We start from the raw sequence: 20744 nt of genomic DNA, 5'->3' as shown, positions 1-20744 counted from the left end.
CTTCCTCTTTAGTTAGCTTTACTTAGAGTAAAGTTCGACGATCAACTGTTCGTTAATTTCAGCAGACAGGTCAGTTCTTTCCGGAACGCGCTTGAAAGTGCCTTCCATTTTGCTGCTGTCTACTTCAATCCAGGTTGGCTTCTCACGTTGGTCAGCCAGTTCCAAAGCAGCAACGATACGCGCTTGCTTTTTAGCCTTTTCACGAACAGAAACCACGTCTTCGGCAGAAACGTTAAACGATGGAATGTTCACAACTTGACCATTTACCATGATCGCCTTGTGGCTAACCAGCTGACGTGCTTCTGCACGAGTGCTGGCGAATCCCATACGATAAACTACGTTATCCAGACGCTGCTCAAGAAGTTGCAACAGGTTTTCACCGGTGTTGCCTTTCAGACGGGCAGCTTCTTTATAGTAGTTACGGAATTGTTTTTCCAGAACGCCGTACATACGACGAACTTTTTGCTTTTCACGCAACTGTACACCGTAGTCAGACAGACGGCCACGACGGGCACCGTGCTGACCAGGCGCATTATCGATTTTACACTTAGAATCGATTGCGCGAACGCCGCTTTTCAGGAACAGGTCCGTTCCTTCGCGACGGCTAAGTTTGAGTTTAGGACCCAAATATCTTGCCATGTTCTTTCTCCAACTGTCCGGCGATTAAACGCGACGTTTTTTCGGTGGACGACAACCGTTGTGAGGAATAGGGGTCACATCGGTAATGTTTGTGATCTTATAACCAGTTGCGTTAAGTGCACGGATAGCAGACTCACGGCCTGGACCCGGACCTTTAACGAAAACTTCAAGGTTTTTCAGACCGTAGTCTTGTGCGGCTACGCCAGCACGCTCAGCAGCAACCTGTGCAGCAAAAGGTGTAGATTTACGTGAACCACGGAAACCTGAACCACCTGATGTCGCCCATGCTAATGCATTGCCTTGACGGTCAGTGATAGTCACAATTGTGTTGTTGAAAGACGCATGGATATGAGCCATACCGTCTGCAACCTGACGCTTAGCGCGTTTACGCGTAGTACGAGTAGGTGCTTTTGCCATAACTTAATCTCCCCGCTTACTTCTTAATTGGCTTACGAGGACCTTTACGGGTACGCGCATTAGTTTTAGTGCGCTGACCACGTAGAGGCAAGCTACGACGGTGGCGGATACCACGGAAGCAACCCAGGTCCATCAAACGTTTGATGCTCATAGATACTTCACGACGCAGATCACCTTCAACGGTGAACTTTGCCACTTCTTCACGAAGCTTCTCTACAGTTGCTTCGTCAAGCTCTTTTACTTTTGTTGATTCTGCAACACCAGCGTTAGCACAGATCTCTTTTGCACGAGTTGCGCCTACACCGTAAATCGCTTGAAGCGCGATTACAGTGTGCTTGTGTTCAGGAATGTTAATGCCAGCGATACGGGCCATTAACAGCACTCCTCTTAATTTTAATGTCGACGACCTAAAAAGCCCGATAGGATACTTACCCGACGACAAAATTGCAACTTAAGGTTCATAAAAACGAAATAGAGCAAGCTGAACCCAGTACGAGGTTCAGCTTACATTTCGAATTTTAACCGCGTTTTAGATTAGCCTTGACGCTGCTTATGCTTAGGGTCAGAGCTGCAAATCACACGCACAACACCGTTGCGCTTGATGATTTTACAGTTACGGCAAATCTTCTTTACTGATGCACGAACTTTCATTACATCACTCCGTAGTGCACTAATCTTAGCGGCCGTAGCCTTTGAGATTAGCTTTCTTCAGAACAGACTCATACTGACTGGACATCAGATGTGTCTGCACCTGTGCCATAAAGTCCATGATAACAACCACGATAATCAGAAGCGACGTACCACCGAAGTAGAACGGCACATTCCACGCAATCAACATGAATTCAGGCACTAAACAAATAAAGGTTATGTAAAGTGCGCCAGCCAGAGTCAGACGAGTCATTACCTTATCGATATAACGTGATGTTTGCTCACCCGGACGGATACCAGGAATGAACGCACCGGACTTCTTCAGGTTATCTGCTGTTTCACGCGGATTGAAAACCAGCGCTGTATAGAAGAAGCAGAAGAAGATAATCGCAGTTGCGTATAACATCACGTACAGCGGCTGACCAGGAGAAAGCATTAATGCTACATCCTGCAACCACGCTGTAGATTCATTCTGACCGAACCAACCAGCAATGGTGGACGGAAACAGAATGATGCTGGATGCGAAAATTGGTGGAATAACACCAGCCATGTTCACTTTCAGCGGTAAGTGTGTGCTTTGCGCTGCAAAAACCTTACGGCCCTGCTGACGCTTAGCATAGTTCACAACAATACGACGCTGGGCACGTTCTACGAACACTACCAGGTAAATCAGGCCGATGACAATTACGCCAATCAACATCAGGAACAACAGGTTAATGTCGCCCTGTCTTGCTTGTTCCGCTGTCTGACCAATCGCTGTTGGCAGACCGGCAACAATACCAGCAAAAATCAATATCGAGATACCGTTACCGATACCACGTTCAGTAATTTGCTCACCTAACCACATCAGGAACATCGTTCCTGTGACTAAGCTAACTACCGCTGTAAAGTAGAATCCGAAGCCAGGGTTTATAACCAAACCATTAATCAGGTTAGGCAGGTTCGTCGCGATTCCAATAGATTGGAATGTAGCCAGTACCAGCGTTAGATAACGCGTGTACTGACTGATTTTACGGCGGCCTGCTTCGCCTTCTTTTTTAAGCTCCATCATCGGTGGATGAACCACCGTGAGCAACTGCATAATAATTGATGCAGTAATGTATGGCATAATGCCCAAAGCCAGAACGGATGCACGCTCAAGCGCACCACCGGAGAACATGTTGAACATTTCTACGATGGTGCCTTTTTGTTGCTCAAACAACTCAGCAAGAACTGCCGCATCGATGCCAGGAAGAGGCACATAAGAGCCCAGTCTGAATACGACGATCGCACCTAGTACGAACAACAACCTTGACTTCAGCTCACTCAAGCCGCTTTTCGCGCCTGAATCCAATCCTGGTTTAGCCATCTAGCTTATTCCTCTACTTTACCGCCGGCGGCTTCAATCGCTGCAAGAGCGCCTTTAGTAACCTTTAACCCGCTAACTGTAACAGCGCGCGATACTTCGCCGCTCTTAACTACTTTAACGAACTGCACGTCTTTCTTAACAAGACCAGCAGCTTTCAAAGAGTCCAGAGAAACTGTATCTCCTTCAACCTTAGCGATTTCAGTCAGAGTTACCTGATCGGTAACAAAGCTCTTACGAGAGGTGAAACCAAACTTAGGCAGACGGCGCTGAATTGGCATCTGACCACCTTCAAAGCCTTGTCTGATGGTACCGCCTGAACGGCTGGTTTGGCCTTTGTGACCACGGCCACCGGTTTTACCCAGACCTGAACCAATACCACGACCTACACGCTTAGCTGCTGGTTTTGAACCTTCCGCAGGAGAAATTGTATTTAAACGCATGTCTTACTCCTCCACGATCTCAACCATGTAATATACACGGTTGATCATGCCACGTACTGCTGGGGTATCTTCCAGTTCACGGACATGGTTGATTTTACGAAGACCTAAGCCTTTAAGCGTCGCTTTGTGCTTTGGCAGACGGCCAATTGCACTTTTAGTTTGCTTTACTTTAATCGTTGCCATGTCTGATTACCCCAAAATTTCTTCTACAGACAATCCACGCTTCGCTGCAATACCCGCTGGAGAGTTCATCTCCGTCAGCGCGTTTACTGTTGCACGAACAACGTTGATTGGGTTTGTAGAGCCGTAGCATTTTGAAAGTACGTTCTGTACACCAGCTACTTCAAGTACTGCACGCATCGCACCACCGGCAATGATACCGGTACCTTCAGATGCAGGCTGCATGTAAACTTTAGAGCCAGAGTGACGACCTTTAATTGGGTGCTGCAACGTGTGACCATTCAGGTCTACGCTAACCATGTTGCGACGCGCTTTTTCCATCGCTTTTTGGATAGCAGCAGGCACTTCACGTGCTTTACCGTAACCAAAACCAACACGGCCATTGCCGTCACCAACTACAGTCAGTGCAGTGAAACTAAAGATACGACCACCTTTAACCACTTTAGAAACGCGGTTTACAGCGATCAATTTCTCTAAAAATTCACCGTTTTGAACTTCTTGTTTAGCCATTATTCTTCACTCCTAGAACTGAAGACCAGCTTCGCGAGCTGCATCAGCTAATGCTTTTACGCGACCGTGGTATTTAAAACCGCTGCGATCGAAAGCAACAACTTTAATGCCTTTTTCGATTGCACGCTCGGCGATAGCTTTACCCACTGCCGCAGCTGCTTCTGCATTACCAGTTGCTTTCAGATCTGCTGCCAGACCTTTTTCAACGGTAGAAGCCGCCGCCAGTACCTCAGAACCGCTAGGTGCGATTAACTGGGCATAGATGTGGCGAGGTGTACGGTTAATTACCAGGCGATGCGCGGCCAATTCACGGATTTTAGCGCGTGCGCGAGTTGCGCGACGTAAACGTGATGTTTTCTTATCCATCGTATCACCCACCTACTTTTTCTTAGCTTCTTTACGACGAACGTTTTCATCAGCATAACGAACACCTTTACCTTTGTAAGGCTCTGGTGGACGGTAGCCGCGAATGTTTGCCGCAACCTGACCTACAACCTGCTTATCCGCGCCTTTAACGAGGATTTCAGTTTGTGTAGGAGTTTCAACTGTAATGCCTGCAGGCATTTCATAAACTACAGGGTGTGAGAAACCTAAAGTCAGGTTCAGTTTGGCACCTTGTGCTTGTGCACGGTAACCAACACCTTGCAACTGCAGTTTTTTCTCGAAACCTTGTGATACACCCAGTACCATGCCGTTCAACAGTGCGCGAACTGTACCAGCCTGAGCCCATGCATCAGCAAAACCTTCACGAGGAAGTGCTTTCAGCTGGTTCTCTTCTTGTACTACTTCTACAGCGTCGTTGAATACACGTACCAGTGTACCTTTACTTCCCTTAACAGTAACTTCCTGACCGTTGATTTTAACTTCAACGCCAGATGCTACGGCTACCGGGGCTTTTGCTACTCGTGACATTTCAACTCCTCCGATTACGCTACATAACCGATGATCTCACCGCCCATGCCTGCTTTACGCGCAGCACGGTCAGTCATCACACCTTTAGAAGTTGACACGATAGCAACGCCTAAACCACCCATTACTTTTGGCAGCTCATCTTTTTTCTTATAGATGCGCAGACCAGGACGGCTTACACGTTCAATTGTGTCGATTACTTGCTTACCTTCGAAGTACTTAAGAGTAACTTCTAAAGTAGGCTTAACGTCACCAGAAGCAGCGAAGTCAGTGATATAACCTTCAGCTTTCAGTACTTCACAGATTGCTACGCGAAGTTTTGAAGAAGGCATAACAACAGAAACTTTCTGTGCCATCTGGCCGTTACGGATGCGGGTAAACATATCCGCGATAGGATCTTGCATGCTCATTTTTAGCTACTCCTTACCAGCTGGCTTTTTTCAGGCCAGGGACTTCACCGCGCATCGCTGCTTCACGCAACTTGATACGGCTCAGACCGAACTTACGTAGGAAACCGTGTGGACGGCCAGTAACGCGGCAGCGGTTTTGCTGACGAGATTTAGCACTGTCACGTGGCAGTTGTTGTAGCTTCAGAACAGCATCCCAACGCTCTTCTTCAGAGGCGTTAACGTCGCTGATAATCGCTTTAAGTGCGGCACGTTTTTCAGCATACTTAGCTACAAGCTTCGCACGCTTTACTTCACGGGCCTTCATTGATTCTTTTGCCATAACCCTACACCCCTTATTTTTTGAATGGGAAGTTGAACGCGGTCAACAGAGCACGTGCTTCATCATCAGTTTTTGCACTGGTAGTGATAGTGATATCCATACCGCGTACTTTATCCACTTTATCGAAATCGATTTCAGGGAAGATGATTTGTTCACGAACGCCCATGCTGTAGTTTCCACGACCGTCAAAAGATTTTGAACTCAGGCCACGGAAGTCGCGGATACGAGGAATTGCGATTGAAATCAAACGCTCTAAGAATTCCCACATACGCTCGCCACGCAGGGTTACTTTACAGCCAATCGGATAACCTTCACGGATTTTAAAACCCGCAACAGATTTACGCGCAACGGTAACAATAGGTTTTTGACCTGCGATAGCAGCCATATCGGCAGTCGCATTCTCAAGAACTTTCTTGTCAGCTACGGCTTCACCTAAACCCATGTTTAAGGTGATTTTCTCAATCCGAGGGACTTGCATGACGCTTTGGTAACTGAACTGCTTAGCAAGGTCAGCTACTACCGTTTCTTTATAGAAATCATGCAGTTTCGCCATCGTACTCTCCAATTAATTAAACAAGTTCACCGTTAGACTTAAAGAAACGAACTTTCTTACCGTCATCAGTACGGAAACCAATACGGTCAGCTTTACCCGTAGCAGGGTTAACTACCGCAACATTAGAAACGTGCAGAGATGCTTCTTTCTCAACAATACCGCCAGCTACGCCCATGTGAGGGTTTGGCTTCTGGTGCTTCTTGACAAGGTTTACACCTTCTACAACTACACGGTCTTCAGATACCAGCACTTTCAGGACTTTGCCTTGTTTGCCTTTATCTTTACCCGCTAATACGACTACTTCATCATCACGACGAATTTTTCTAGCCATTATCGTGACTCCTTATAGTACCTCTGGGGCCAGTGAGATGATTTTCATGAAGTTGTCACTTCTCAGCTCACGTGTAACCGGTCCAAAGATACGCGTACCAATAGGTTGCTTATTGTTGTTTAACAATACAGCCGCGTTTGCGTCAAAACGGATGGTAGAACCATCTGCACGACGAACGCCTTTTCTAGTACGCACCACCACTGCGTTCAGTACGTCACCTTTTTTTACTTTACCGCGAGGAATTGCTTCCTTAACAGTAACTTTGATGATGTCACCGATACCTGCATAACGGCGATGCGAGCCACCAAGAACCTTAATACACTGAACCCTGCGAGCGCCGCTGTTGTCGGCTACATCCAGGTTAGTTTGCATTTGGATCATGTTAGTGCTCCGCTCGATAATTAAGACTCTCTCGAGTCGTTTGCGCTGATAAAAGCAGCAGATATTGCCGCTTTTATGTACATACCCCCATAAAAAGGGCGCGAAACTATAACAGAAAAGATTGGGAAGTGATAGTGCGTTTTTGAATTAATTTTAGACGATTTGCTTACGGTGGTACCGGGCCTGTGCACCTTAATGGCCGTGGCTGTGAATAGGTATGCTAAGCGAGTAAATATCGATGCAAACAGCGGGTAAACTGTTCTTTGTCAACGGGCTTAGTTAAATAGTCATTCATACCGGCAAGTAAGCATTTTTCCCGTTCACCCACCAGCACATTTGCAGTCAGTGCAATGATAGGGACAATCTCCGCCTGTCCGCCAAGCTGACGAATTTTTTTCGATGCTTCGTATCCGTCCATGACTGGCATCTGGCAATCCATTAATATCAAATCATAGGAAAGGTTACCGGCGATGCCTCTGATCACCATCTCAATGGCTTCAGCGCCATGGCCGGCAATATCACACCCGACACTGAATTCTTTGAGCTGCTCTTTTACGACTATCTGATTGATCTCGTTATCTTCAACTACCAGCACCCGCTTACCTGCCAGATCCGTCGGTCTCAATATTTCTGCGGCGTCTTCTGTTTCATTTTCATGACCAGACGCTTCATTCAGCTTCAGCGCAACGATGAACGTTGCGCCTTCTCCGGGTTTACTGTTAACACGAATACCGCCATGCATGTGCGCGGCTATCTGAGACACAATAGACAAGCCCAGTCCTGTGCCACCAAAGCGTCTTGTCGTATTGCTGTCACCCTGTCTGAACGGAGAGAATATGGTTGCCTGATGTTCCGGTGCGATACCTATGCCTTCATCACGGATGATAATCTGAACCAGATATTGCTGGCGTGCCTGCTTAATCGCCTTCAATTTGATATTTATTTCACCATGGTCAGTAAATTTAATCGCATTACTGATGAGGTTTGTAAAAATTTGCCGTATCCGTGTCGGGTCTGTGAGAAAAACCAGATCGTCAATACCACGGGTATCGAGGGTCAGTGAAAGTTGCTTTTTCTGAGCCGGCATTGAGAACAGCCGGTACTGCTCTTCAGCTATGCGGCTTAAGTTCACCGGAATGCTTTCAAGCTCCAGACCACCGGCATCTATTTTTGAGAAATCCAGTACATCGTTAACGATTTGCAGCAAACTGGACGCACTCTGCCCCGCAAGTTTACAAAATTCGTTTTGCTGCTCCGTCAACGAGGTTTTTTTAAGGGCCTCCAGCATACCGACAATACCATTGATAGGCGTTCTGATTTCATGGCTCATGTTCGCCAGAAAAAGACTCCGTGACTCCAGAGCCTGCTCCGCCACATGACGACGGTTCTCCAGTTCCCTGGCCACTTGTATTCTGTGGGTCACATCCTGCGTAGCACCGCAAAACCGGATATTATCAGGATCGCTGGTGTCCACGGCACCCTGTGTCTGCACCCAGAATTGCCGGCCGCCCAGTGAAACAGCTTCAAACTCATGAGACCACGGCGCTTCATCTTCTACGGACTTTTCCATGAGTCCCCGCAAGATTTCCACGTCTTTCTCGTGTTTTACCACCCGTTGCATAGTGTCGAAGGTGATGTGATCCCCTTCGGGGATTTCAAACAGTTTTACCAGAGAATCAGACAGAGAGATTTCACCGGTATTTCGGTTCATTTCCCAGGTTCCCACCCGCGCCAACTCTGACATCTGTAAATGCAGCAAATGCTGATGCTGTAATGCTTTTTGCTGTTCAACGATGGCCTGAAGCTGATGATCTCGGGTAATCTCAGTGCCTACCCACTCCGCCAGAAGCACAATGTAATCAAGCTCGTCATTGTCGAACTGACGTTCTTTGGCATCAACCCGGGAGAAATTGACTGTGCCGTAGCGCTCGCCGTTAACGAAATAAGGAATACCAATATAGCTTTTAAGCGCAAAAGCCTGATATGCAGGATGAGACACGCCGGGGGATTTTTCAGCATCGTGATAAGCGACAATACCGTCAGCTGCCAGGGTGTCACGGCAGTAGGTATTCTTCAGTTCAAAACTGTCGCCCTTCTGAAGCGCATCTTCGGGAGAAATGGCAGAAACGACCGTATAGACGCCATCTTTGATATGACTGACAATGCCAAGCTCCATGTCGAAGGCATCAAGACCAAGCTGTAACAGCCGCTTTAATTTGTCTTCAGTCGAACTTTTACCGTCTGCAGAAATAGCATGTAGCGCTTTTATCAGTTTCATATTGCCCCGTATGAACGCTTAGGACTCTCCTTAAAGATTAACACACAAAATAAAACGGGGTGGAAACATTCCCTGTTTCCACCCCGCTGTTCACCGGAAAGGGGCGCCGGTGCTTTCGTTAATCACGTATCAGTACAATACGTTGATTTCATACCCTGTTGCTGTATCTGCAGGCTCTACAGTAACGATGTAGTTTTCTTCTTCTGTGAAACCGTACAGTGCAGTACGGTCAAGCAGTACCTGTTCATCGTTTTCGTCTTCATATACTGCGATGATTTCGTAGTAGTCAGAAGGCAGAACCAGTGTGCTGCTTTCAGCAAGCTCAAGATTCATGGTGTAGTAATCAGCAGTGTCGATAGTTTCATCGCTGCGCACCAGATAGAAATCAATATTATCGAAATCGCTTACCAGATTGATGAAGTTTACGGTTTTGTCGTAAGACTGAGGCAGACCACTTTCAACAAACGTTGCTGCAGCCAGTTTGCCGTCAGCTTCGTAAATCATAATCGCCTTACTTTCGCCCTGATTAAGGGTGATCAGCTTGTTAGTCAGCGCTGTTGCACTGCCGTCTTCAGTTTGCACAGTGACACGATAGTCACCGTATTTGATTTCGGTAAAGTCAGACAGTTCACCGGCAGACAACGTGAATTCAGTGTCTTCTTCACCGTCATTACCACCGAAGGTAACCGTCAGCGGTGAGGTTGATTCTGTGCTGTTATAGATACGGTATTGTGCGTCTGCATCTACGTCTGTGATGTTTGTTACGTAAGACGAGTTCAGAATAGTATCTACAGACATACCGGCCTGAATGGCACCACTGATATCGCGGATTGCCAGTACATATTCAGTATCGTAGGTGAAATCCAGTGTTTGCGATTCGAAAACCACGTCGGTAGAGCCCGGCTGTGTCAGATAAATCGTGTATTCACCAGAGTCAAAATCGTCACTGTCGTCATCCGGATCCCAGAAAGTCATTTCAGACAATTCCTGATAAGACACAGTACCCAGATAGTTTGCCGCTTCAAACGGGTCGCCGTCTTCTGCCAGGTAAAAATCGTACTGAGATTCATCCACCATCATGCTGGTAACGAACAGACGGAAGTGGTCATCTAAAGACTCACGCTCAAATTTGTATTCGATGAATTCAGGCTGACTGAAATCACCGCTCAGAACGATCAACGTTTTGTAACCGGTGCTGAGGTTGACCGTCATCTCTTCAAGCAGGATTTCCTGATCGTCAGAATCGGTGCGGATGAATTCCAATTCCAGGTCACCGGAATCAGCTGAAATCAGTGAGGTTGTGTCACCGAATTGTGCAGAACCTAAATCGTCGCCGTCAACTTCACGCATTGTGACAGTTGCCCCGTTAGGTGAAGCATTGTAAAACTGAATGTATGCGTACGAGTAGTCTGAACTGCTGTCTGACCCGCCGCAGGCGGTCAGGCCAACAGCAACGCCAACGGCAGCAAACAACTTAATAAGCGACTTAAGTGTGCGGGATACCATAAAAACGTAAATCCTTAACTGAAAGTAGTGATTGATGTCCGGATTAACCGGAACGTCGTTATTTTACCCCGTTAAGTCTCTCTGAAACCCGCGTCAGTTCGACGATTTACGCAATCTTTGCACTGTTTACATTGAACTGAAGAATCGAACAATTTGATACATTTAAGCAACAAAAAGGCCGGTAAACACCGGCCGTTTCACTGTATGCTGAAAATAAGCTTATTAATCAACTCAGAAGCGGTAAGTCGCTGCAACTCTTGCGTGAAGCGGCGCGCCTGTACTGATGTTGTTGTCATTGTGTGCTGACGGGAAATACTGCGTATCAAGCACGTTATTCACGTTAAGCTGCAATGACAATGCATCGCTGTGAGTATAGAACGCAGCAGCATCAAAGCGTGTAAAGGAACGTAAAGTCACATTGTTACTCAAAGACGCATACTGCTCTGACTGATGAACAATACCCAGTCCCCATTGCCACTTCTCGTCAATCAGGAATTTGTTCCATACACTGAACATATGCTCCGGCAGTTGTGCCAGTCGCTGACCTTCACCGGAACCGGCGCCGGAAACACTGGTCTGGTTGCCATCGAGGTAGCTGTAACCCCCGGTCACAGACCATGAATCTGTGATATATCCCGACAACTGCAACTCGAAGCCCTGTGTTTCTGTGCCGGTCAGTTGTGACACCTCAGGATTGTCCGGATCCACTGTGGCACCGTTTTCTCTTTCCACTTTAAATGCGGCCGCAGAAAGGTTCAGTGAATCAGTCAGGTTCCATTTAAAGCCCACTTCCTTATTCCTGAACTCTTCAGCATCCAGTGCCGCAGAACTCAATGACAAGGTAAGGAACTGATCACCGGAGCGTGGCAGGAACGACACACTGTAGCTGGCGTACAGTGAAATATCTTCCGCCGGTTTAAAAATCACACCAAAGCGGGGAGAGATTTCACTGTCATCACTGGACAGCAAACCATTGTTCCCATCCTCTGCGCCATTGTTAATTTCAATCTGATCGGTGACATCAATATTAAAGCTGTCGTATCGCAAGCCGGCAACCAGTACCCAGTTGTCACCCAGCCCGATTTCATCCTGCACAAAAGCAGAAACCACACTGACATCAGACGCACGGTCACGTACCGGAACGGTTAATGTGTGTGCCGGAACCACAAGCGGATCGCTGAACATAAATGAGAGTTTGTCACTGCCATTTTCAAGGAACTGATTGTCCATGCGCGCATTCTCTGTGCTCTGATCAGCATATTCAGCACCGGCCAGTACAGTGTGAGAAACGGCCCCGATATCAAACTGACCAATAGCATTAAGCTGCCACAGGAAGTTTTCCCGCTGTGTGGTATCGCGGTAGCCGTCAAGAGTCACAAACTGAGATTCATCATCGAAGGCAGTGGGATACAAGTTCTGATAAGCCTTGTCGTAGTCAGCAAACTGCACAGTAGTATTCACTGACCACTCCGCTGATAATTTATGATCCAGCTTTACACGGGCGATGTGGGCTTCCAGCGTGGTGTTGTTGAAATCTTTATCACCGAAGAATGTATCGTAAACGCCATTTAACGGCTTTCCGTTCAACGACGGGATCCCTCTGTCCACCAGCCTGTCATCATTCACATACTCATAAGATGCATTCAAAGAAGTGACGTCGCTCAGCGCAAGATACCAGGCCGGATTAAAAGCATAACGGCTGCCATCTTTAAAATCGCGGTGACTATCAACACTGTCTGCCGCTGCATTCAGACGGAATGCCTGGTCTTTATCGATAACGACATTGGTATCAAGGGTAATGCCGCCGGCACTGAACGTATCGATGTTACCACTCAGTACTGTGAAGTCTGATGATACATCAGCGGTTTTGGTTACACGGTTAACCACACCACCACCGCCACCGCGGCCAAATAACAGTGCGTTGGAACCGCGCATGATTTCAATACGCTCTACGTTATAGAGCGGACGGAAATACTGCACATCATCCCGCAAGCCATCAACGAAGAAGTCAGCAGTGGTGTTCTGACCGCGAATAGTGATTTGGTCCCGGTGATCTTCACCCAACCCGATACTGACACCCGGGGTATATTGCATAGCATCAGCAACGCTGAACAGCCCCTGCTCTTCAATTTGTGCTTCACCGATAATAGACGCTGACTGCGGCACATTCAGCAATAACGTGGGTGTTTTCACCGCGTCTGCGACCTGCTGGCCGAAGAAGGCACCGCGGATAGTGATACGTTCTACACTTTCTTCCTGCGCCTGTTCCTGAGCAACGACGTTGCCAGACAAACAAAGGGCGGAGAGAATACTGAGTGACAAAATAGACTTTTTCACAATGATTATTACCTGTTGGTTGGTCCTGACGCGGTAATAATAATGATTCTCAGTATTTTTTTAAGAACTATTTAATTAAATATTTAAAATAAGTAAATATTATACTTAAGTAAATGCCTGACGGAGTGCGGGCTGCAGGTGTAAAAAAGGCCACAAAATGTGGCCTTGATTTAAAAATCAGCTCTGGCGTTGCCTGACTATTTCGTACAAACACACCCCCGTCGCCACCGACACATTGAGTGATGATACAGCGCCGGCCATGGGTAATTTGACTAACTGGTCGCAATGCTCACGGGTGAGTCTGCGCATGCCTTTGCCTTCAGCGCCCATTACCAGCGCTGTGGGCCCTTTAAGGTCGACATCATAAATAAGCTGTTCAGCTTCTCCGGCAGTACCGGCAATCCACACGCCTTTTTCCTGCAAATGCTTGAGCGTACGGGCAAGGTTGGTGACCTGAATTAGCGGAACAGACTCTGCGGCACCACAGGCAACTTTTCTGGCCGTGGCAGTAAGGCCACCGGATTTATCCTTGGGTACGATTAACGCATGCACACCGGCAGCGTCGGCGGTACGTAAACAGGCGCCAATGTTATGAGGGTCGGTAACACCATCAAGCACCAGCAGAAAAGGTTCTGCGTGACGGCTCAGGATAGCATCAAGATCGGCTTCATCCAGCGCCCGTGCAGGCTTGGCACGCGCAACTACGCCCTGATGCTGTTCGCCCTGCACTTTGTCATCGAGTACCTTGCGCTGACAAAACTGCACGCTGATCCCAAACCGCCTGGCCTGATTAATAATATTCTTGAGACGGTCGTCATCACGGCCTTTGAGTACCAGTACTTCCAGTACCCGCTCCGGCTCGTTTTCCAATACCGACTGCATGGCATGCAGACCATATAACCATTCTTGTTGCGCCATTTACTTTTTCTTACCTTTACCTGATTTACTACGGGATTTCTTCGGCGCACGGGTTGCCGGCGTCTTACTGTCAGAACGGCGATCGGTTTTACCTTTCTCCCGCGATTTACGCCCTTTCCCGGTGGCAGACGATTTACCGCCTTCTCTGCGGTCAGTCGTGTTCCTGCGATCGCCGGCAGATTTTAATGCTGCCGTTCTCACCTGCACTTTTTTGCCACCGCGGCCGCGCAGCATAGTGCCGTCGAGAATTAAATCAATCTTTCTTTCATCCAGGTTCACCGCTGCCACTTTCACCGATAAGGTATCACCTAAGCGGAACTGCCGTGCGCCGGACTCACCTTGCAAAGTTTGTTTAACATCATCATAGCGGTAGTAATCATCGTCCAGAGACGTAATGTGGACCAGGCCATCAATATGGTAGTCCGTAATACGCACAAACAAACCGAAGTTAGTCACGGAACTGACAACACCTTCAAAGGTAGAACCCACGTGGTCCTGCATAAACTCACACTTGAGCCAGTCGGCCACATCGCGGGTAGCATCATCGGCACGACGTTCAGTCATGGAGCACTGTTCACCGAGTTGTTCCACTTCCTCAACGGTATAAGCTTTCGGGCCGGTAACCTTTTGCTTCTGCTTTTTAAGAATCGCTTTAATGGCACGGTGCACCACTAAGTCCGGATAACGACGGATTGGCGAGGTAAAGTGCGCATACTCGTCCAGCGCAAGACCAAAGTGTCCTACGTTATCGCAATCGTAAACCGCCTGCTTCATAGAGCGCAGCAGCATGGTTTGAATAAGTTCCTGGTCCGGACGGGCTCTGATCTTATCTACCACATCGGTGAAATCAGCAGGGCTTGCCCCTTCAGTGATATGATGGGGGATGCCTACTTCTCCTAAATAGGAGGTAAATGCCGTCAAACGGTCTGCATCAGGTTTGTCATGTACCCGGTATAATGCAGGCTGGTTATGCTTCTCCAGCATTTTTGCCGCACTGACGTTCGCCATGATCATGCACTCTTCAATCATTTTGTGCGCGTCGTTACGGACTACCGGTACAATATTTTCTATCTTGCGCTGAGCATTGAAAACGAATTTACTTTCCTGCGTTTCAAACTCAATGGCACCACGCTGGGCACGGGCACGCTTCAATGCCCGATACAAATCATGCAAGTTACGCAGATGAGGCACCTGAGCCTCGTATCGCTGATGGAGTTCTTTGTCACCTTCCAGGATCTGCCACACTTTGGTGTAAGTCAGACGGGCGTGAGAGTTCATCACCGCTTCATAAAACTGATACTTATCCAGCTTTCCCTGCTCAGTAATTGTCATTTCGCAGACCATACACAGGCGGTCTACTTCCGGATTCAGTGAACATAACCCGTTCGACAGCACTTCCGGCAACATGGGAATCACCTGATCAGGGAAATACACGGAATTACCACGATTCAGTGCTTCTTTATCGAGGGCCGTACCCAGCTTCACATAGGTACTCACATCGGCAATGGCCACCCACAGTTGCCAGCCCCCTTCATCCAGTGGCTCACAGAATACAGCATCATCGAAGTCACGGGCATCTTCACCGTCTATCGTTACCAGTGGTAACTGACGCAGATCGATGCGTCCTTCTTTAGATTCTTCCGGTACGTCTTCAGTAAACCGTTTAACGTAGCGCTCAACGGCGTCAGGCCAGACATGAGGGATATCGAAAGTGCGCAGGGCCATTTCGATTTCCATGCCGGGCGCCATGTGGTCACCGAGGATTTCGATAATTTTTCCGACAGGACTGATGCGGCGGCGGGGACGCTGAGTGATCTCAACAACCACCACCTGCCCCATACGGGCACCTTTCGTTGCTTCCGGCGGGATCACAATTTCATGCTGAAGACGGCTGTCATCAGGCATCACAACGGCAATGCCCTTTTCCACGAAGAACCGGCCGACAATGGGCTCACTGCGTGGTTCAATAACCTGATTGATGAAAGCTTCCCGGCGTCCACGGCGGTCAGTACCGCTTTCACGGGCTTCAACGAAATCGTCGTGCATAAACAGATTCATCTGCCCCGCACTGATAAATAAATCTCCGCTGTTATCTTCAGGGCGAAGGAAGCCGTAACCGTCACGGTGACCGATAATACGGCCACGGATCAGTTCATCACGGTTTTGCAGCGCATATTTCTTCTGCCTGGTGAACTGCACCTGGCCCTGACGCTCCATGGCGCGCAGGCGACGCTGAATGCCAATCCGGCTGTCTTCTTCGAACGCGTCCACCAGCGAGCAGATTTCTAAAAAAGACAAGGGTTTGCCCTGCTCTTTCATGACAGACATTAAATACTCACGGCTTGCTACCGGATTATCGTATTTCTCTTTTTCTCGCTGAAAATGGGGATCGTCGCTCATGTACTCACTTATTGATTTTGCTTTGGCGCCATTATAACAGTTATTTGCCAAAAGCATTGCACTGTTCAACAGTTATCCAACTCCACCTGCCACGAATTCGTCATATATGCTGACTAGTATGAGCTTTTACCCGGCTCAGGATGACACATGGACCGCCGTTTATTTCTTAAATTATCCGCCGCACTGAGCGGCAGTATGGTTATTTCTACCGGTTTAACCGGGTGCAGTTCAACTGCAGGCTTACCGGAGAATCCGGTTTCTTTTTCTCATGGTGTTGCCAGTGGTGACCCGTCTGCGGACAGCATTATCTTATGGACCCGTGCCGTTCCTGCCGGCGACTCACCTTCGGCAACGGTTTTCTGGGAAATCGCTGCAGACAGTAACTTTTCAGATATCCTCCGTTCGGGACATGCCAAAGCCATCGCCGCCCGTGACTACACAATAAAAGTAGATGTACGGGAGTTATCACCGTCCACACGCTATTTTTACCGCTTTTCAACTGCCACAGAAACATCACCTGCGGGTAAAACACTCACTTTGCCGGCGGGACAGGTCGACAACGTCAAACTCGGATTATTCTCCTGCTCAAACTACCCTGCCGGTTTTTTTACGCCCTATCTGGCAGCGTCTGCAGATGAGAGTATCGACTTTGTATTGCATCTCGGTGACTATATTTACGAATATGCCGGGGACGGCTACGCCACAGAGCGTGCTGCTGAGTTAGGTCGCACCTTTGCCACTGATAACGATGAAGAAATTATCACCCTTGCGGACTACCGGAACCGGTACGCCATTTACCGCACTGATAAAGGCTTAAAAGCCCTGCATCAGAATAAGCCCTGGATTGTAGTGTGGGACGACCACGAAGTGGCAAACGATACCTACATCACAGGTGCCGAAAACCATCAGCCGGATGAAGGCGACTTTTTTAAACGTCGCGCCGCTGCGGTACAGGCCTACTATGAGTGGCTGCCCATCCGGCCACCGGTGAGCGACACAGATCCGACAATCTACCGTACATTCGAATTTGGTGACTTGCTGTCACTGTACATGCTGGACACCCGTATTATCGGACGGGATAAGCAACTTAGCTACGCTGCTTTTACTGACGAAGAGACCGGCCAGTTTGATGACATCGGTTTTACTGCCGCGCTGGTGGCAGAGGACCGCACTATGCTGGGCTTGCAACAACGGGACTGGTTATTTGAATCCCTGGAAAAGAGTAATGCGACCTGGCAAGTGCTGGGGCAACAGGTATTGATGGGAAAAATGTTTTTCCCGGCAGAAATATTCTCCGGTACACCCCGGGAAGAAATTCCTTCAAAAATCCATGCTCTTGCTGATATCCGCCGCAAACAAATTGCCGGACAACCGGTGAGCGATGAAGAAACCGCGCGGCTAAACACCACGATGGCATATAATCTTGATGCCTGGGACGGCTATCCGGCAGAACGGGAAACACTTTATAAGCAGTTCAGGGAAAAAGGAAAAGCGGCAGTCGTCTTTGCCGGCGATACGCATAACGGCTGGTGCAACAAGCTGACCACCGGCAACAATCAGGCCGTGGGTATAGAGTTCGGCACATCTAGTGTGTCTTCTCCCGGCATGGAGAGTTATCTGACGATGGATAACAATGAAGCACACCGCCTGGCACAGGCTCTGCCGCTGCTGGTGAAAGATCTGGAATACTGCAATCTGAACCTGAGAGGATACATGACAGTGACCTTTACGCCACAGGAGGTAGAGGCTAACTGGTTATACGTAAGCACTATTTCATCGGAAGATGTGCACATAGCCAGTGTACATACCGCCAGGTTCACCCAAGCTGAGCTGCTAAGCTGACTAACCCACTACCGGACGGGAAGACCGCACTGTCAGGGCTGCTTTTTATAGCAGCAGAGATAGTTTACCGCCATGGAAGGCGTGGTTTTCCAGTGTCCGGTGAGCGGATTAAGCTTAAACCCGCTTTGTGTGTGACGTACAAACTGACTGCCTGTCCAGCTGTCAAGCTCCTCAGGTTTCACGAACTTTGACCAGCTGTGCGTACCCACCGGCAGATAGCGCATAACATATTCGGCCCCCACAATGGCAACAATAAAACTGCGAAAAGTTCGGTTTAAGGTTGCCAGAATGAGTAACCCGCCCGGTTTAACCATGGAGGCGCATTCCCGGATCAGCGTTTGTTGATCAGGCACATGTTCTACCACCTCAGCATTGATAACCACATCATACTGTTGTCCTTTATCTGCCCATTCACCGGCCAGACAATGGTGGTAGCTTACCGGCAAGTTTTGCTTCAGTGCATGCCGTCTTGCAACTTCGACACTGGTCGCACTGGCATCAATGCCGGTCACGTCTGCGCCACGTTTAGCCAGAGGCTCGCAAATCAACCCGCCGCCACTGCCAACGTCCAATACAGATAAACCCTCAAACAATGCATCGGCCAATCCCTTAGGGCGAAAATGCTTATTGATTGCCTGTTCGATAAAATCTACCCGCGCGGCATTGAAAGACAGCGCGGTTTTATATTTTCCGTCGGGATCCCACCATGCATCAGCCAGCGCATCGAAGCGGGCGATTTCCTGAGCGTTCACATTCGCTGTCGCAACCGGTGAGCTTAACTGACTTTTATCTAACATATTGAGGCCTGTTCACTGTTATCAGGGATAATAGAGACATTTTTCTTTTATTAAATCAATCTGGCGGATGATAGCAAATGAAAAAAATCTCACGTAGGGTTTCAGCCGGTTGTGAGACCGGCCCGGGTTTATTCCCTTACTGACTGTGGATCAGGGTGTTCTGATAACCATCAGCCTGGTTTCGGTCATATCTTCAATGGCATAGCGGATCCCTTCCCTGCCAAGGCCGGAATCCTTCACTCCGCCATAGGGCATATTATCAACCCGCCAGCTTGGCACATCGCCGATCACTACGCCGCCGACTTCCAGAACATCCCACGCTTTATGAGCTTTATACAGATCACGGGTAAAAATACCTGCCTGCAAACCATAGCGGCTGTTATTAACCTCTTTTAAAGCCTCGTCATAATCGTCGAAGGGCACTAATACCGAAAGCGGCCCGAATGCCTCTTCAGCACTGGCGTTGCAGTCTGCCGGTACACCTTCCATAACGGTGGCATCGAGCATAGCGCCTTTTCGCGTGCCACCACACAGAACCGTTGCCCCTGCCTCTCTGGCTTCGTGGATCCAATCCTCCAGCCTTTCCGCCTCAGACTCTGAAATCATAGGGCCGATAAACGTGTTTTCATCTGCAGGATCGCCGGCCACTAACGCCGATACTTCGTGAACGAATTTTTCACGGAAGGTTTCATAAATGCTTTTGTGTACCAGTATGCGCTGCACGCTTATGCAGCTCTGACCGGACTGGTAATAGGCGCCAACGATAATGCGTTTGATAGCATCATCAATATCAGCATCTTCATCCACGACGCAGGCAGCGTTACCGCCAAGTTCCAGTACCACAGGCTTTTTACCGGCTTTGGCTTTAAGTGCCCAGCCCACGTCAGGGGAGCCGGTAAAACTCAACAGCTTTAACCGTTCATCAGTAGTAAACAAATCCGCACCATCACGGTTGCATGGCAGAATGGAAAAAGCTCCTTCAGGTAAATCTGTTTCTGCCAGCACTTCACCGATAATCAATGCGCCGATGGGTGTTCTTGAGGCAGGTTTCAGAACAAACGTGCAACCGGCAGCAATAGCCGGCGCAACTTTATGCGCGGCCAGATTTAACGGAAAGTTAAACGGCGAGATAAACGAACAGGGACCAACGGGCACCCGTTTTGTCATGCCCTGGTAGCCGGAAGCGCGGGCGGATATCTCAAGGTTCAGCACCTGACCTTCTATACGCACACATTCTTCAGCCGCTATCTGAAAAGTATCAATCAGGCGGGTTACTTCTCCCTGCGCATCTTTTATCGGTTTTCCGGCTTCAATACACAGCGCCTTTGCCAGCTCGTCCTTCCGTTCTGTAAAGCGTTTTACGCAATGTTCCAGAACGGCTTTGCGTTCATAGGGCTTCATAGCCGCCATGGCCGGTTGCGCCTTTTCTGCCGCAGCTATAGCTTTATCGATAACATCAGCACCGGCTTTGGCCACTCTGGTTGCCACTTCACCGGTATACTTGTTCGTTACGTCCAGATCGGTGTTAGCAAACACAGGTTTGCTTGCAAGATAGTAGGGATAGCTTTCATTCAACATGTA

Annotated in this window: 23 protein-coding genes; 1 reads left to right on the top strand and 22 read right to left on the bottom strand. The window is 48.5% G+C overall.

Features of this window, described 5'->3' with window-relative positions; genetic code table 11:
- Nucleotides 1-18 precede the first annotated feature (18 nt).
- The 20 genes from rpsD to rnr form a co-directional block, all read right to left on the bottom strand.
- Complete coding sequence (rpsD, locus tag J3369_RS03005; RefSeq protein WP_349583631.1) at nt 19-639, bottom strand: 30S ribosomal protein S4; 621 nt, start codon at nt 637-639, stop codon at nt 19-21.
- A gap of 24 nt (nt 640-663) precedes the next feature.
- A complete protein-coding gene (gene rpsK / locus J3369_RS03000) occupies nt 664-1056 on the bottom strand; it encodes a 30S ribosomal protein S11 (RefSeq protein WP_070125761.1) in 393 nt (130 codons plus the stop codon).
- Nucleotides 1057-1072: 16 nt separating this feature from the next.
- On the bottom strand, nt 1073-1429 hold the full coding sequence (gene rpsM / locus J3369_RS02995) for a 30S ribosomal protein S13 (protein ID WP_119499874.1): 357 nt from the start codon (nt 1427-1429) through the stop codon (nt 1073-1075).
- A gap of 161 nt (nt 1430-1590) precedes the next feature.
- The gene (gene rpmJ / locus J3369_RS02990) at nt 1591-1707 is read right to left on the bottom strand and encodes a 50S ribosomal protein L36 (RefSeq protein WP_073325329.1); all 117 of its coding nucleotides are present in this window, start codon (nt 1705-1707) and stop codon (nt 1591-1593) included.
- Between the two features lie 25 nt (nt 1708-1732).
- On the bottom strand, nt 1733-3052 hold the full coding sequence (gene secY / locus J3369_RS02985) for a preprotein translocase subunit SecY (RefSeq protein ID WP_119499873.1): 1320 nt from the start codon (nt 3050-3052) through the stop codon (nt 1733-1735).
- Nucleotides 3053-3057: 5 nt separating this feature from the next.
- A complete protein-coding gene (gene rplO / locus J3369_RS02980) occupies nt 3058-3492 on the bottom strand; it encodes a 50S ribosomal protein L15 (protein WP_119499872.1) in 435 nt (144 codons plus the stop codon).
- Between the two features lie 3 nt (nt 3493-3495).
- On the bottom strand, nt 3496-3675 hold the full coding sequence (gene rpmD, locus J3369_RS02975) for a 50S ribosomal protein L30 (protein ID WP_014950907.1): 180 nt from the start codon (nt 3673-3675) through the stop codon (nt 3496-3498).
- Between the two features lie 6 nt (nt 3676-3681).
- On the bottom strand, nt 3682-4182 hold the full coding sequence (gene rpsE, locus J3369_RS02970; protein ID WP_349583622.1) for a 30S ribosomal protein S5: 501 nt from the start codon (nt 4180-4182) through the stop codon (nt 3682-3684).
- 12 nt (nt 4183-4194) lie between these two features.
- Complete coding sequence (rplR, locus tag J3369_RS02965) at nt 4195-4548, bottom strand: 50S ribosomal protein L18 (protein ID WP_119503270.1); 354 nt, start codon at nt 4546-4548, stop codon at nt 4195-4197.
- 12 nt (nt 4549-4560) lie between these two features.
- On the bottom strand, nt 4561-5094 hold the full coding sequence (gene rplF / locus J3369_RS02960) for a 50S ribosomal protein L6 (protein WP_303575271.1): 534 nt from the start codon (nt 5092-5094) through the stop codon (nt 4561-4563).
- A gap of 14 nt (nt 5095-5108) precedes the next feature.
- Complete coding sequence (gene rpsH / locus J3369_RS02955; protein WP_119499869.1) at nt 5109-5501, bottom strand: 30S ribosomal protein S8; 393 nt, start codon at nt 5499-5501, stop codon at nt 5109-5111.
- A 13-nt stretch (nt 5502-5514) separates the two neighbouring features.
- Nucleotides 5515-5820, bottom strand: a complete 306-nt coding sequence (rpsN, locus tag J3369_RS02950; protein ID WP_070125769.1) for a 30S ribosomal protein S14 — start codon at nt 5818-5820, stop codon at nt 5515-5517.
- A 13-nt stretch (nt 5821-5833) separates the two neighbouring features.
- Nucleotides 5834-6373 carry a 50S ribosomal protein L5 gene (rplE, locus tag J3369_RS02945; protein WP_119499868.1) on the bottom strand — a complete coding sequence of 180 codons (540 nt, stop codon included), beginning with the start codon at nt 6371-6373 and terminating at the stop codon, nt 5834-5836.
- A gap of 16 nt (nt 6374-6389) precedes the next feature.
- On the bottom strand, nt 6390-6704 hold the full coding sequence (gene rplX / locus J3369_RS02940) for a 50S ribosomal protein L24 (RefSeq protein ID WP_303575270.1): 315 nt from the start codon (nt 6702-6704) through the stop codon (nt 6390-6392).
- Nucleotides 6705-6716: 12 nt separating this feature from the next.
- On the bottom strand, nt 6717-7085 hold the full coding sequence (gene rplN, locus J3369_RS02935) for a 50S ribosomal protein L14 (protein WP_070125772.1): 369 nt from the start codon (nt 7083-7085) through the stop codon (nt 6717-6719).
- A gap of 220 nt (nt 7086-7305) precedes the next feature.
- Nucleotides 7306-9363, bottom strand: coding sequence for a GAF domain-containing hybrid sensor histidine kinase/response regulator (locus J3369_RS02930; RefSeq protein WP_349583610.1), 2058 nt, complete (start codon nt 9361-9363; stop codon nt 7306-7308).
- Nucleotides 9364-9492: 129 nt separating this feature from the next.
- The gene (locus tag J3369_RS02925; protein WP_119499865.1) at nt 9493-10869 is read right to left on the bottom strand and encodes a DUF4397 domain-containing protein; all 1377 of its coding nucleotides are present in this window, start codon (nt 10867-10869) and stop codon (nt 9493-9495) included.
- Nucleotides 10870-11100: 231 nt separating this feature from the next.
- On the bottom strand, nt 11101-13206 hold the full coding sequence (locus tag J3369_RS02920; RefSeq protein ID WP_349583608.1) for a TonB-dependent receptor: 2106 nt from the start codon (nt 13204-13206) through the stop codon (nt 11101-11103).
- Nucleotides 13207-13383: 177 nt separating this feature from the next.
- Nucleotides 13384-14124 carry a 23S rRNA (guanosine(2251)-2'-O)-methyltransferase RlmB gene (gene rlmB / locus J3369_RS02915; RefSeq protein ID WP_119499863.1) on the bottom strand — a complete coding sequence of 247 codons (741 nt, stop codon included), beginning with the start codon at nt 14122-14124 and terminating at the stop codon, nt 13384-13386.
- Entirely contained in the window at nt 14125-16524 is a 2400-nt protein-coding gene (rnr, locus tag J3369_RS02910; RefSeq protein ID WP_349583604.1) for a ribonuclease R, read from the bottom strand.
- A 147-nt stretch (nt 16525-16671) separates the two neighbouring features.
- On the opposite strand from rnr, the gene J3369_RS02905 reads away from it, so the two are divergent.
- Nucleotides 16672-18366, top strand: a complete 1695-nt coding sequence (locus J3369_RS02905; RefSeq protein ID WP_349583601.1) for an alkaline phosphatase D family protein — start codon at nt 16672-16674, stop codon at nt 18364-18366.
- A 32-nt stretch (nt 18367-18398) separates the two neighbouring features.
- Here J3369_RS02905 and ubiG read toward each other — a convergent pair whose 3' ends face one another.
- Both ubiG and J3369_RS02895 read right to left on the bottom strand, forming a co-directional pair.
- Nucleotides 18399-19163, bottom strand: a complete 765-nt coding sequence (gene ubiG / locus J3369_RS02900) for a bifunctional 2-polyprenyl-6-hydroxyphenol methylase/3-demethylubiquinol 3-O-methyltransferase UbiG (protein WP_349583598.1) — start codon at nt 19161-19163, stop codon at nt 18399-18401.
- Between the two features lie 150 nt (nt 19164-19313).
- A complete protein-coding gene (locus J3369_RS02895; protein WP_349583595.1) occupies nt 19314-20741 on the bottom strand; it encodes an aldehyde dehydrogenase family protein in 1428 nt (475 codons plus the stop codon).
- Nucleotides 20742-20744: the final 3 nt, after the last annotated feature.

The organism is Alteromonas sp. NFXS44, from assembly GCF_040148705.1.
Taxonomy (GTDB): domain Bacteria; phylum Pseudomonadota; class Gammaproteobacteria; order Enterobacterales; family Alteromonadaceae; genus Alteromonas.
The sequence above is the reverse complement of the archived record's forward strand: the minus strand, read 5'-3'. Positions and strand labels throughout refer to the sequence as shown.